The sequence below is a fragment of the Haloferula sp. A504 genome (genome assembly GCF_044385805.1).
GTDB lineage: Bacteria > Verrucomicrobiota > Verrucomicrobiia > Verrucomicrobiales > Akkermansiaceae > Haloferula.
The window spans coordinates 1-12,715 of sequence record NZ_JBISBU010000092.1 but is presented as its reverse complement, the minus strand read 5'-3'; the positions used below and the strand labels follow the sequence as shown (position 1 = coordinate 12,715).

The 12,715-nt window shown below is 64.6% G+C and carries 9 protein-coding genes and 1 pseudogene; 3 read left to right on the top strand and 7 right to left on the bottom strand.

Annotation, left to right across the window (positions count from 1 at the left end):
* Window positions 1–338, top strand: a pseudogene (locus ACG2LG_RS22790) (glycoside hydrolase family 127 protein); the annotation flags it as partial.
* 142 nt (window positions 339–480) lie between these two features.
* Window positions 481–1,581 carry a hypothetical protein gene (locus ACG2LG_RS22785; protein WP_396263011.1) on the top strand — a complete coding sequence of 367 codons (1,101 nt, stop codon included), beginning with the start codon at window positions 481–483 and terminating at the stop codon, window positions 1,579–1,581.
* Between the two features lie 57 nt (window positions 1,582–1,638).
* Here the strand turns inward: ACG2LG_RS22785 and ACG2LG_RS22780 are convergent, their stop codons facing one another.
* From ACG2LG_RS22780 to ACG2LG_RS22760, 5 genes are all read right to left on the bottom strand, one after another.
* Complete coding sequence (locus ACG2LG_RS22780; RefSeq protein WP_396263009.1) at window positions 1,639–3,267, bottom strand: hypothetical protein; 1,629 nt, start codon at window positions 3,265–3,267, stop codon at window positions 1,639–1,641.
* A 35-nt stretch (window positions 3,268–3,302) separates the two neighbouring features.
* Window positions 3,303–4,100, bottom strand: coding sequence for a PEP-CTERM sorting domain-containing protein (locus ACG2LG_RS22775; RefSeq protein ID WP_396263007.1), 798 nt, complete (start codon window positions 4,098–4,100; stop codon window positions 3,303–3,305).
* A gap of 364 nt (window positions 4,101–4,464) precedes the next feature.
* Window positions 4,465–6,909 (bottom strand): sulfatase-like hydrolase/transferase, encoded by a 2,445-nt coding sequence (locus ACG2LG_RS22770; protein WP_396263005.1) that lies wholly within the window; start codon window positions 6,907–6,909, stop codon window positions 4,465–4,467.
* A gap of 43 nt (window positions 6,910–6,952) precedes the next feature.
* Window positions 6,953–7,945 carry a hypothetical protein gene (locus tag ACG2LG_RS22765; RefSeq protein WP_396263003.1) on the bottom strand — a complete coding sequence of 331 codons (993 nt, stop codon included), beginning with the start codon at window positions 7,943–7,945 and terminating at the stop codon, window positions 6,953–6,955.
* A gap of 41 nt (window positions 7,946–7,986) precedes the next feature.
* On the bottom strand, window positions 7,987–8,841 hold the full coding sequence (locus tag ACG2LG_RS22760) for a PEP-CTERM sorting domain-containing protein (protein WP_396263001.1): 855 nt from the start codon (window positions 8,839–8,841) through the stop codon (window positions 7,987–7,989).
* 365 nt (window positions 8,842–9,206) lie between these two features.
* Here ACG2LG_RS22760 and ACG2LG_RS22755 point away from each other — a divergent pair, with 365 nt between their 5' ends.
* The gene (locus ACG2LG_RS22755; RefSeq protein ID WP_396263000.1) at window positions 9,207–10,277 is read left to right on the top strand and encodes a substrate-binding domain-containing protein; all 1,071 of its coding nucleotides are present in this window, start codon (window positions 9,207–9,209) and stop codon (window positions 10,275–10,277) included.
* A gap of 35 nt (window positions 10,278–10,312) precedes the next feature.
* On the opposite strand, the gene ACG2LG_RS22750 is transcribed toward ACG2LG_RS22755, so the two are convergent.
* Together ACG2LG_RS22750 and ACG2LG_RS22745 are read right to left on the bottom strand one after the other, a co-directional pair.
* Complete coding sequence (locus ACG2LG_RS22750; RefSeq protein ID WP_396262998.1) at window positions 10,313–11,104, bottom strand: hypothetical protein; 792 nt, start codon at window positions 11,102–11,104, stop codon at window positions 10,313–10,315.
* 7 nt (window positions 11,105–11,111) lie between these two features.
* Window positions 11,112–12,715, bottom strand: a 1,604-nt coding sequence (locus ACG2LG_RS22745; protein WP_396262996.1) for a PASTA domain-containing protein, incomplete at its 5' end; no start/stop codon positions are given.

Below are 12,715 nucleotides of genomic sequence, written 5' to 3'. Positions count from 1 at the left end.
CCATGCCGGTTCGCCGCATCCATGCCCATCCCAAGCTCGAAGAAAACCGTGGCCGGGTCGCCCTCATGCGCGGACCGGTCGTCTATGCCTTCGAGCAAATCGACAATCCGGGGATCGATTTGTTTGAAGTCGAACTGCCAGTCGATGCCAAGCTGGGCTTCGAGCACAGACCCGATTTGCTGAACGGTGTCACGGTCGTTCAAGCCACCGGATTGGATGCCGAAGGCAAAGCTGTCACCCTGACCGGAATTCCCTACTATGCCTGGGCCAATCGGGCGAAGATGCCCATGAACATCTGGCCGAAGGAACCACTGCTTGAAGACGACCAGAGGCAGTAAATTCATGAACCACACAAATCGACAGAACCATGACGCAGGGGCTCTCGCTTGCGAAGCCCGCGCACCCCGGACAACCCACCCGACGGCCGGCAACCCCGACATCCTGCGCGGGTGCCGCAAGCGGACACCCCCACGATGCCGCTTGGTCGCATTCACGTGCTTAATCTCTCTATTCGTCAACCCGGTTCAGGCCAAATCGCAACTGCTCACCGTCACCACCTACGCGCCGGATGCCAGCGGCCTCCAGCTGAAATGGCCGACCCACATCGCCTTCGGTCCGGGCAGCGAAGAGATCATCACCGACCTGAAGAACAATCGCTTTCTCTACCGCGACGGCCCCGACGACGCCTGGCTCGCGTCGCCGGTATCGGTGAGCGGACCACACTCGCTGGCCTACAACCCGGTCGACGGGCTATACTACGCAAACGACACCGCGAATCACCGGATGATCGCCTTCAGCGACCTCTCGATCGGCACCATCGCCGCCCAGACCAACTCGATCGCCGGGGTGACATTGAATCGCCCGCACGACACTTTGTATGATCCGGACACGGGCTGGATCTATGCCCTCAATCCCAATTCGGGGCACGTGTTCCGCTTCAAGGCGATCGGCCAGGATGAGACGGCGGTCCAGGCACCCACCGGCGGGTATGCCCGCGCCATCAGCCTGGTGAATGGCAAGATCTACGTGGTCGGCTCGTCCGCCGGCCGGATCGTGGAGATCACCGACTGGGACACTCCGACCTTCACGATTTACAACAGTCACGATCCGAGTGGTGGCAGCGGACCCGCGGGCTCCTGGGAGCGGACCGGATTGGTCATCAACGATGCCGAGTATTTTGACGGCCATTGGTATGTGACCAGCTACTTCACGGAATCCTATGCTGCCGGAACCGACTTCAACGAGAACAAGTTCATCCGCTTCGAGACCTTTGACGACTTCGAAACGGGCAACTGGGAAGACCTCAGCGATCTCCTGCCCAGCGGAATGAACCCCTACTTCCTCACCGTCCACAACGGCAGTCTCTACCTGGCGATCTTCAACCACGAATCGGCCGGGAACGGCGATGCCATCCTCCGCTTCACGCCCGTCGCCGATGACTTCAACTCATGGATCTCGGACCCCGCCTTCGGCCTCGATCCCACCGAACAGGGCTTTGCCCTGGATCCCGACGGCGACCGGCTCAGCAACGGCCTCGAGGCCTGGTTTGGCACCCATCCGGGCCCAAAAAAAGGGGCCTAAACCCGGTGAACATCCCTCAAGAAACGCCGGTTTGGATCTTGAGGTTGATGGAGAGGATCACGGAGCGGAAGGCACCGACTCCGCCCGCAGGAAGGTGGCGTCCTTGGTGGTCCCGAGGTTGAACTGCACGGTGGCGCTGCCGCTGCCATCGGTGGTCACCGTGTTGCCAACCTGGGTGCCGACGCTGGCCCCGCTCAGCGGGATGGGATTCTGGTCGGGATTCGAGAAATCGAGATCGTCGGCCTCGACCAGCTTGTAGGGGGTATTCGGGATGCCCTCGATGCTCACCTCGGCAGTGCCGGTGGCCGGGTTGTAGGTGAAGTCCACCAGGACGACGGACGAGGGTGCCGGCATCCTGATGAGCTGGAAGCCGCTGAAGGGACTGTTCGCCCCGCCCATGCTGAACGCGAGGTCGCCGTTCGCGTCGGGCGTCAGGCCCTTGATGCGGAACCAGTTGGTCGCGCCGATGTCGACGTCCGCCGGGTCGGTGTCTTCGAGCAGCGGGCCGACATTGCCGTTGGTGAGCACCCCGGAAACATCGCGGTTCACGTAGATCGTGCCGCCCAAACCGGTGCCGGCGGTCTGCGCCACCGGCAGGGCCTGCCCGTTCTTCCAGAACCACTCGGAGTAGACGACGAGGTCGTAGGTCGCGACCGGATCGAGATTCCCGAGCACCAGGCTGTAGGGTGTCGCGTTGTCCGGCGACTTGACCCAGACGTCGAAGATCTCGTCCCCGGTGCCGGTCAGGGGCGCGAAGTTGCCGTAGGTGATGGCTCCGATCAAATCCATGGTCACCCCCCACGCGGTGGACCCGGTCGAGTCGGCAAGCGGCAGATCGGTGTAGTTGGCCTGCGTCACCGAGTTCCAGCTGCTGTTACCGATGTTCTCCGGTGCCGCGCCGACGAAGTCGTCGCTCTCGTCGATGCTGTCGCCGATGTTGACGTTCCAGACCTGACCGGAAGCGGGGTCCGGGGGAAGCTGGACGAGCTGGAAGCCGTTGATCGGAGCATCGACCCCGCTGGGACCTCCGAAGCTGAAGGTCAGGTTTCCGCTCCCATCCGGCGTCAATCCGTCGAAACGCACGTGGTTGAAATCGCCGGCGATGTTGGCCGCGTCCGTGTCGGGCGCCAACCCCGTGGCCAGCGGATTCCCGACCTCCATGTCGAGGCTGTTCAGGTTGAAGGTGCCTGTCAGCCCGGAGCCCGCGGTCTGTGAAATGGGCACGTTGTCCGGCCCGAAGACCCATCCCGAGTAGACCACCAGGCTGTAGGTTTCTCCCGGCGCGGGGGCCAGTCCGCCGAAGGTCACCTCATACGGGTCGTTGTTGCCACCGTTGGGACCTCCATCCTTGATCCACGACAAGAAGATCTCGTCTCCCACCGTGCCGGTGTTGTTGTTGAAGGTGATGCCCGACCCCACCGCCGGAGTGATGGTGAAGGTCACCCCCGCGCCGGTGCTGCCGGTGGAATCCGCCAGCGTCGCCGTCGCGCTGTCGGCGATTCCGTTCCAGACGCTGTTGGCGGTGTTCTCGGTGGCGGCCCCGACGTAGTTGTCGGTGGTCGTGATCTGATGGGTCGTGTTGACCGTGTTGCCAACGTTGACGTTCCAAACCGTCTGGGCGGCGGAATCCTGGACGACGACGGTCAGGCAGACCGCCAGGGTGACGAGTGCGTCCCTGAGCTTCATGGTCGGAAAGAGATTGGGTTCGAGGGAGGGTTGCCTCAACGGAAGCGCCGCCGGCGCAGCAGGGCGAGCAGCCCGAGGCCGCCGACGAGAGCCGAAGCCGAGGGCTCGGGCACTTGGACGAGCTGGAAGCCGTTAATCGGGGCGTCGACCCCACTGGGACCTCCGAAGCTGAAGGTCAGGTTCCCGCTGCCATCCGCGGTCAAACCGTCGAAACGCGCGTAGTTGAAGTTTCCGGCAGCGTCGGCCGCGTTCGTGTCGGGTGCCAATCCCGTGGCCAGGGGATTTCCCGCCTCCATGTCCAGGCTGTTCAGGTTGAAGGTGCCCGTCAACCCGGAGCCCGCGGTCTGCGAGATGGGCACGTTGTCCGGCCCGAAGACCCAACCCGAGTAAACCACCAGGCTGTAGGTCGTGCCTGCCGCGGTGGTCAGTCCAGCGAAGGTCACCTCGTAGGGATCGTTGTTGGACCCATTGGTGCCTCCATCCTTGATCCACGACTTGAAGATCTCGTCTCCCACCGTGCCGCTGTTGTTGCTGAAGTTGACGGCCGACCCTGCGGCGGGCGTGACGGTGAAAGTCACCCCGGCGCTCGTGCTGCCGGTGGAATCGGCCAGGGTCACGGTGGTGCTGCCGGTGATTCCGTTCCACACGCTGTTGGCGGTGTTCTCGGTGGCAGCACCGACGTAGTTGTCCGTGGTTGTGATCTGGTGGGTGGAGTTGACCGTGTTCCCGACGTTGACGTTCCAGACCGTGGCACCGCCGGCGGTCATGACGGTGAGTGCGAAGCCCGACGCGATGGCGGGGATGGATCTCGGGAATGGATGCGCTCGTTTCATGACTGGCGAAGCCTTTGGGGGTGAATAAAGACGGCATGCCCACAGCCCCGCCCGGGCGGCGGACAATGAGGGTACATGCAATACCGAAAATTTCGCAGCGACTTGTCCAGTCGCACGATCGTATGACTCCGGGAGGACGCACTCCCGGCACGGATGAATCGCCTGATGAACGTGTATTCCCTGATCATCCAATTCCTTCATGTCCGCCGACCTCGGATTTCGACACCCGGCGCCCACTTTTTGTCGTTTCAAAAAGCCCCCCTGAAACGGGGCCCGAGTGTGGGGACAACAAGGCGGCAGCCAAGGTGCTGGCTGTTGTGGCCCGGAATGAAATGACACTGAGCAGGATTGGGCGGAAAGGGGGCTATTCGCCTTCGGAAGCCCCGAAGCGGAACATCAGCCGGTCCGGGGCGGGGCTTGCCTCCGGCCATAGGTAGCGGGCCTCGACAAAGCTGCGGTTGAGGGCCGGGGCGGCCACGAGATCGAGCATCGTGTCCGCGCTCACCCAGCCGGCCAGGCTCTGCGAGCCTTGCAGCACTGCGGCGAGCGACGGGTCGTCGATGCGGGCGATGGCATGCACGGCGGGCCGGCCACCCTCCAGCGACAGGAACAGCGGCCCGTCCTGTGTGTCCGCCTGCCGCGGGTCGAAGCCGAGGAGATACTCGAAGAGATTGACCAGGCTGTCGTGGTCCGGGTTGGCGAGGTGCCCCCAGAGGCTGGCTTCGAGGGCCGGGTTCGCGGCCTCGTCGCCGAAATAACGGCTGCGCCAGCCGTCGAGCGCGGAGGTCGCACCGTCGTCCGCATCGAGCAGCGGTTCCAGCTTGGCCCGGGCGGCGTCGGCCTCGGCCCCGGGCGCGGCGACCGGCTCGGCGGGCAGGTTGCGGCTGTCGCGCAGCGTGTCGGCATTGTCGAGCCGCCACTCGCCGTCGCTGACGGCCACGCCGCTCTGGAATCCATGGTGGACCCAGGCGCGGGGAATGCCCCGGCGGCCGTGCAACTGCGGGACGAAGCTGGTGCCGCGGTAGGGAATCGTTCCCGGGATTTCCGTCCTCGCGAGCTGGCAGACGGTCGGAAAGATGTCGGTGATGTCGATCAGGTCGTTGACCACGCTGCCCGGATTCAAACCCGGCGGCCCCCAAACCAGCAACGGGACGTGGGTGCCGGCATCGGTCAGGTCGCGCTTGCCGCCGAACACCTGCCCGGCGTTGGTGGTACGCGGGTTGAAGTAGTTGGACTCGGTGCCGTTGTCGCCGATGAAGAAGACGTAGGTGTTGTCGCGGATGCCGAGGTCCCCGACCTTGTCGAGCGTGCGCCCGACGAGGTGGTCGAGGTATTCGATCATGCTTCCCAGCGAGGCCGGTCGGCCGAGTGCGCGGTCCTGCGGCGTTTCGGTGATCGGGTCGTGGGGCAGCAGCATGTTGTGGACGATCAGGAAGGGCTCGTCGGCGTCCCGCGCGTCGGTCATGCGTTCCCAGACGTATTCCTCGAGCACGTCCGGCCCGAAGCGGTCGGCGATGTCGCCGAGCACGGTGCCGTCGCGGTTGAGGTAGGGATTCCAGTAGCGCTCGGTTTTGGCGGAGCCGTCCCAGATCTGCCACACGCACCACGAATCGAAGCCGGCGTCGGCGATGTGGTCGGGGTGGAAGGTCAGGGTGGCGAGCTGCCACTTGCCGGTGGTGCTGGTCTGGTAGCCGCGCGCCTGGAGCAACTGCGCAAAAGTCGGCATCGCCTGGAAATCGACCGCCACGTTCTGGCCGAGGTGGACCGGCAGGGTGGAGGTCTTGCCGTGCTCGGGGGTGTGGAGGCTGGTGTGCATGCTGACCCGGCTCGGCGTGCAGGCCGGGCTGGTGTAGGCCCGGCTGAAGCGCACGCCCTGCGCGGCCATGGTGTCGAGATTGGGGGTGATGAAATCCTGGCCGCCATAGGCACCGAGCGCCTCGTAGCCGATGTCGTCGGCGAGCAGGATGAGAATGTTCGGAAACCCGTCGCTGGCGCGGATCGGCGGCGGAGGCGGGGCCTCCTGCTCGGTCACATCGGCGAAGGTGGTGCCGACCCGGATCGCGTCCATCAACTCGCCGCCGTCCGGGACGTCCGTGTTGAATCCGCCGCTGCCATCGGGACTACGGTTGACGAGCAGCGCGCCGATGCCGTCGAGCGAAGTGCCGAAGGTGTCGGCGGAATCCTGTGAATAGGTCGCCGCACCCAGTCCGGCCTCGCCACCCGAGAGGTCGGGGTTGAACCAGAAGCTGAGCCGGTCGTTGGCACCGCTGACATTGAGTTCCGCCTTGGCCAGCAGCAGGTGGGTGCCGGTGCTCGGCGCCCCGGCGGAGGTGAGGTTGTTGCCGTCGTAGCGCATCTGGATGTTGCCATCGAGCACCCCGACGAAGTCGTTGCCCCAATCGCTGAGACCCGATGAGTCGATCCAGAGAACGGCCCGGTCGATCGACTCGTCGATCGAGATCAGGGCGCTGAACCAGACGGTGGTCGCGGAGGTCGTGAACTCGCGGATGGCGATGGAGGGATTGGCCGAGGTGGCGTAGGCCAGGGCCCCGTCGCCGGGGCCGGCGAGGTTGGCGGAGTTCTCGTAGCCGGTGATGCCGGGGGAAAGGCTCGTGCCGGGCAGGTAGCGGATGTCCGAAGGCGTCCACGCGCCGCCCCAGCCGCTGCCGCCGTTGAGGTTGCTGCCATTTGAAGTGATTTCGGACGTGCCGTAGCCGTTGAAATATTCGGTGGCAATGACCTCCGCCCGGATGCCGGCGGCCAGCATCGGAGAGAGGGCGAAAAGAAGGAATCGCTGGGTGGGTTTCATGCGAGATGGAATCGGGGAAGCCTGCGGGGCGGACGGCAAGCCTCTACTGCGACTCCACCCGGTAAAACGAGGCATCATCCGTCGCGGCGGTGTCCTCCAGGGTGCCGGTGCCTCCCGAGACGACCGCCGTGTCCACGATATTGGGAGTCGTGAAGTCGAGATTGGCGGATTTGTTCAGTCCGTAGCTGGCACCTTCCGCTCCCGTGAAATCGATCGTCACCGTATCGCCCGCCTTGGTGATGGAGGTGACCTCCGGCGGAGCCGGCGGCAGGGAGGCGATCACGTCGCCCAGGGTTTCCCCCACCCGGATCGCGTCGAGGGCACCGGCACCCTTGTTGAGCACGCCGACTCCGTTGATCGCGGTGCCGAAGGTATCGGCGTTGTCGGCCGTGAACGTGGCCGGACCCAGCCCCGCTTCACCGGAGGAAACGTCAGGATCGAACCAGAAGCTCAAGCGGTCGTTCGAGCCGCTGACATCGATCTCGGCCTTGCCCACGATCAGGTAAACGCCCGCTGCCGGAGCACTGCCGGTGCTCGTGTTTCCGTTGTGGCGGAAGAACACATTGCCGTCGAGGATGCCGAAGCCGTCCCCACTGTTGCCGTTGTTGACATTCGCAACGGCATCGGGCCACAGCGTCGCCCGGTCTCCCGTATCGCCGCTGACGGAGATCAGGGCGCTCATCCAGACGGTGGAGGCACTGGGCGTCAGGCTGCGCACGACGAACGAGGTTCCGGTGTTGTCGGCGTCGTAGTAGAGCGCGCCATCCTCCGACCCGTTCAGGTTGGCGGAATTGTCATAGCCCGCGGCCGAGTAGGAGAGGCTGGCGGGTCGATACTCGTTGTCGTTGGGCAATGAGGCGACGCCTCCACCGTTTGCCCAGTTCGAGATCCAGCCGGTTCCTCCATCGAGACCGAGCGCGTTGGTCTCGACCGTGCCGTAGCCGTTGAAATATTCGGTCGCGATGAGGTCGGCGTGGAGCGGCACGGACAGAGCCACACCGAGAGTCAGGAAGACGGGAATGGAGTGGGGCTTCATGGCTGGTGACCGGGGTTGGGTCGTGGCAGGGGCCAGGAGTGTCACGAGGACCTGCGGCGGCGCAGCAGAGCCAGCAGGCCGAGGCCGCCGAGCAGTGTGGTGGACGGCTCGGGCACGACATCGGCAAAGGTGGTGCCCACGCGGATCGCGTCGATCAACTCCCCGCCGTCCGGGGCGTCCGTATTGAATCCACCGCTGCCATCGGGACTACGGTTGACGAGGAGCACGCCGATGCCGTCGAGCGAAGTGCCGAAGGTGTCTGCCGTGTCGTCGGAATAGGTCACCGCGCCAAGTCCGGACTCGCCGCCCGAGAGGTCCGGGTCGAACCAGAAACTGAGCCGGTCGTTGGCACCGCTGACGTTGAGTTCCGCCTTGGCCAGCAGCAGATGGGTGCCGGTGGTCGGCGCACCGGCGCTGGTGAGGTTATTGCCGTCGTAGCGCATCTGGATGTTGCCGTCGAGTACGCCGATGAAATCGTTGCCCCAGTCGCTGAGACCCGTCGAGTCGATCCAGAGAACGGCCCGGTCGACCGATTCGTCGATCGAGATCAGCGCACTGAACCAGACGGTGGTCGCGGTGGTCGTGAACTCCCGGATGGCGATGGAGGGACTGGCCGAGGTCGCGAAGGCCAGGGCACCGTCGCCAGTGCCACCGAGGTTGGCTGAGTTGTCGTAGCCGGTGATGCCGGGGGAAATGCTCGTGCCCGGTAAATAGCGAATGTCGGAAGGCGTCCAAGCCCCATCCCAGCCGGATCCGCCGTTGAGGTTGCTGCCGCTCGAAGTGATTTCGGATGTACCGTAGCCGTTGAAATATTCGGTCGCGATGATCGCGGCATTGATGGGTGCCGCCATTGTGGCAAGCAATACGAGGGTTGCGAATCTTGACGTGAGTTTCATGACTGGGCTCGGATTTTGGGGTGGAGATTCTGAGGTGGAGAAAGGCTGCTTGCCCGCAGCCCGGTCCGGGCGGCGGATCATGAGGGTGACTTCCAGTAACCGAAATTTCGCAAGGGCTTGTCCAGTCGTGCGATCATACGACTCCGGGAAGACGCACTACCGGCACGGAAGGACCATCTGATGAATCTTTGCGGGCCATCCAACAGTTATCATGTCTGCCCACTCCGGATTTCGACATCGATTACCCAAATTTCCGGGTTCTTCGGGGGTTGCAAGGGGAGAGATTGAACCAGGCACCCCGGCGGACGCTTCCCGAAATCCCAATGTTCTTGGCTTCCTGACTGTTTTCCTTACACCTTTCGGCGATGGCAACTCGATCCTTTCCCTCGGTCACGGACCAGGTCGCCGAGCGGCTGCGCCAGGGCATGATGGAGGGCCGCTGGAAGGGCTTTCTGCCGGGCCGCAAGCAGCTGGCCGAGTATCTGGGGTGCAGCCAGTGGACCGTGGAAGAGGCCGCGCAGCGGCTGACCAAGGAGGGGTTGCTGGTGTCCCAGGGAGCCGGCCGCCGGCGCCGGATCGTGCTTTCGGGGGAAGGAATCAAGCCTCGCGCCCTGCAGGTGAAGCTCCTGCTCTACGAGGCATCCGACCGGATGTCGGGCTACATCCTCGAGCTGGTTCACCGGCTCCAGCATGCGGGGCACGAGGCTGCGTTCGCGGAGAAGACGATGCACGACCTGGGGATGGATGTGAGCCGGATCGCCCGCTTCGCCGGCGGGAGCGATGTCGACGCCTGGGTGGTGATATCGGGGCCGCAGGACGTGCTCGAATGGTTCGCCGGGCAGGAAACCCCGGCCTTCGCCCTGTTCGGCCGGCTGACCCGGATTCCGCTCGCAAGCACCAAGCCGGACAAGGGGGGGGCCATGCGCGAACTGGTCGATCGTCTCGTCGATCTGGGGCACCGGCGCATCGTGATGCTTGTCCGGGAAGAGCGCCGGAAACCGGGTCCCGGGCTCGTCGAACAACTCTTTCTCGACCAACTTGAGGAACGGGGCATCCCGACCGGACCCTACAACCTTCCCGACTGGGGAGACCGGCCCATCGAGTTCCACCGGATGCTGGATTCGCTCTTCGAATACACCCCGCCCACGGCCCTGATCGTCGATCAGCCGGTTTTGTGCGTTGCCGTGCTCCAGCACCTTGCGTCGCTCGGAATCAAGGCGCCCGATGATGTTTCCCTCGCCTGCACCGATCTGAGCGAGTCCTTCGAATGGTGTGTTCCGAGCATCACCCACATCACCTGGGAATCGCGTCCGTTCATCAACAGGGTCGTGAAATGGGCCAACAACATCAGCCGGGGCAAGGACGACCGCCGCAAGAGCTCCACCAAGGCAAGCCTCGTCGTCGGAGGCACCATCGGACCGGCAAAGGAGGGGTGATGCCCCATGCCGACTTGTCGGCTGAACCACCGCCATCACGGACCCGTGGAATCATTCAGCGAAGACACCACCCCGGCCGCCTCGGCGAGATGGCGGATCTCGTCGGGGATGGACTCACCGACCCATACCCGGCGGCCCTTCGCATCCTCGATGGTCATGTGGAAGCGCCAGCGCCCATCGCCGGTGGCTTCCGGTGCGACCGTGCACGACCAGTTCCCGCCCTGCGACTCGAAGGCGCTCGGCACCTGCCTGACCGCCAGGAAAACATCACCCCGGCTCTGACCCAGAATCTTCCTGATCGACGAGGCGCAGCCGTCGGCCACCGCCTCCCGCCGGTCGGAAAGATCGGGCAGGGTCAGCCGCGCGGAGCCATCCTCGAGCTCTTCCATCATCACGGCGGCCGCTTCCGCATCGCGGATGGCCGCACGCGAGTTGCGCCAGGCGGTCTGGAGTGCCTCCTTCTCCCTGTCCGTGATCTTCAGGATTTGCTCGATTCTGCCATCCCGGCTGATGATCGGATGATCGATGCTGAGGACCCTCTCGGCGCGGCCCAACTCGGCGAGCAAGGTGAATGGCACCTGAACGAGATCCTCCCCGGGGGTCGCCGCCCCCTGACTCTCCGATTTTCCGACCCGGTCTTCGCTCTCACCGTCCAAGGCCCGCTCCAACGACCGGGCCGGCCCGTCCAGCGACGACCGCGAAGGGGCATGCTCCCCCAAGCGGCCGGCTTCCCTCATCCCGTCGGGTTTGGGCGGAATGAGGTGTCCCAGCAACAGCCCGGCGGCAAAGCAGGCGAGGCAGGCGACGACGATCCCGGGCTTCATCATGGCTGCCCTACTCGAAGACAAGATAACCGACCTGGGTCGTGGTGTGGTTCTGCTCGGAGTCTCCCAACTGGTCCTCACAGGCATGCAGGCCGATGCTGGTGGGAGTCAGGGCGGGTGAACCGGACAATACCGCCCACGAACCATCGCCTCCGTCCATTCCCGAGACACTGGCGGCCGCGGAGCTGGCGGAAGGCAGGCCTCCGCTCAAGCCGTAGGTGTAGGGGTTCGCCGAGTTGCCCAAGCCCCGCACCGTATCCGCACCGAGGGCGGCCTCGTAGGCCACGCCGCTGATCGTGCCGCTGCCGGCCTCGATGACAATGTAGCCGATGGTCTCATCCGCCCGCACGGAATTCGGGTCCTCGCCGACGTGCTTGCCGACGTTGAGGTTGGAGGCGTCCGCCGGACTCGTCTGCCCGCTTCCCATGCTCCAGAACACCGACCAGTCCGGATCGTTGGCGCTCATGACCTGGCCGACCACCACCGGATTGGTGTAGCTGTTCTGGAAGCTTCTCGCTTCGGCCACCCAGCTGCCCTTCCTGGCGGTGACCGTGGAGGTGAACTTCACCGCCTCCATGGTGACGCCGTCGACGGCCTGCGTGTAGACGCCCTCGTCGACGACCACGATCGACACGTCGATGCTCACCGGATCGGTCAATCCATCCGCCCGGTCGATCTTCAGGTCGAAGCCACCGCTCGTGACGTTGGTGATGCGGGTCACCACCGGCGGCAGGCCCGTCGTCGGGTAGATCGGCGTCGCCACGATCACCGGGGAGTTGTAGCTCTGCCCGAGGCCGACCGTGGTCCAGCCGGTGTTGCCCACTCCCGTGACCGTGGTCCGCACGAGCTTCGGCGACAGGTCGGGTCCCAGCGAGACCACGAGGTCGACGCCCGAGCCGATCGCCACCCGGGCTCCGGCGGCCGGGCCCTGACTGATGACCTCGCCTGCGGGAACCGTGGCGCTGTATTCCTGCGTCACCGTGCCGGCCACCAGCGATGCCGCCACGAGGTTCGACTCCGCCGTGGCCTGCGACAGGCCGGCCACATCGGGCACCAACGTGGTGGTCGCGATGACCGTGATGTTCAAGGTGGCCTCGACGGCCGGGTTGGTGCCGTCATCCGCGCTCACGGTGAAGACATTGGCGCCGACATCCGCATTGGCCGGCGTACCCGAAAGCGTGCCATCGGCCGCCACCGTCAACCAGGCAGGTCCATTCACCTTGGCGTAAGTCAATGTATCGCCTGCGTCGGCATCACTGGCGTCATCCGCGAGGGTGCTGCTGTAGGCGGTGTCCTCTGTGGCATTGATTTCATTGACCGGATCCGCTGCCCAGGTCGGGGCGCTGTTGCTCGAAACGGCCGTGCCTCCGAAGCGAATTTCGGTCATCGCAAAGTAGCTTGTGTCCCCGTGATTGCTCAGATTGCTGAACCGGATATGGGTCACTCCGGACAAGGTGCCGAAGGTGCGGCTCTCCACGTAGGCATTGCTGCGGTCGCTGGGCCCGATGGACCAATCCGTCATGCCGAGTGACGCCGCCGGAACGGGCGTGCTGAAATTCATTCCTCCGTCCGTTGAATAGGAGATGTCGAAGGTTTTGAGGTTCCGGTCTCCGT

Bases quoted from the DNA above. Each gene is read 5' to 3' on its own strand.
- ACG2LG_RS22780 (WP_396263009.1), bottom strand. From the start codon at position 3,267: ATGAAGCTCAGGGACGCACTCGTCACCCTGGCGGTCTGCCTGACCGTC.
- ACG2LG_RS22775 (WP_396263007.1), bottom strand. From the start codon at position 4,100: ATGAAACGAGCGCATCCATTCCCGAGATCCATCCCCGCCATCGCGTCG.
- ACG2LG_RS22770 (WP_396263005.1), bottom strand. From the start codon at position 6,909: ATGAAACCCACCCAGCGATTCCTTCTTTTCGCCCTCTCTCCGATGCTG.
- ACG2LG_RS22765 (WP_396263003.1), bottom strand. From the start codon at position 7,945: ATGAAGCCCCACTCCATTCCCGTCTTCCTGACTCTCGGTGTGGCTCTG.
- ACG2LG_RS22760 (WP_396263001.1), bottom strand. From the start codon at position 8,841: ATGAAACTCACGTCAAGATTCGCAACCCTCGTATTGCTTGCCACAATG.
- ACG2LG_RS22755 (WP_396263000.1), top strand. From the start codon at position 9,207: ATGGCAACTCGATCCTTTCCCTCGGTCACGGACCAGGTCGCCGAGCGG.
- ACG2LG_RS22750 (WP_396262998.1), bottom strand. From the start codon at position 11,104: ATGATGAAGCCCGGGATCGTCGTCGCCTGCCTCGCCTGCTTTGCCGCC.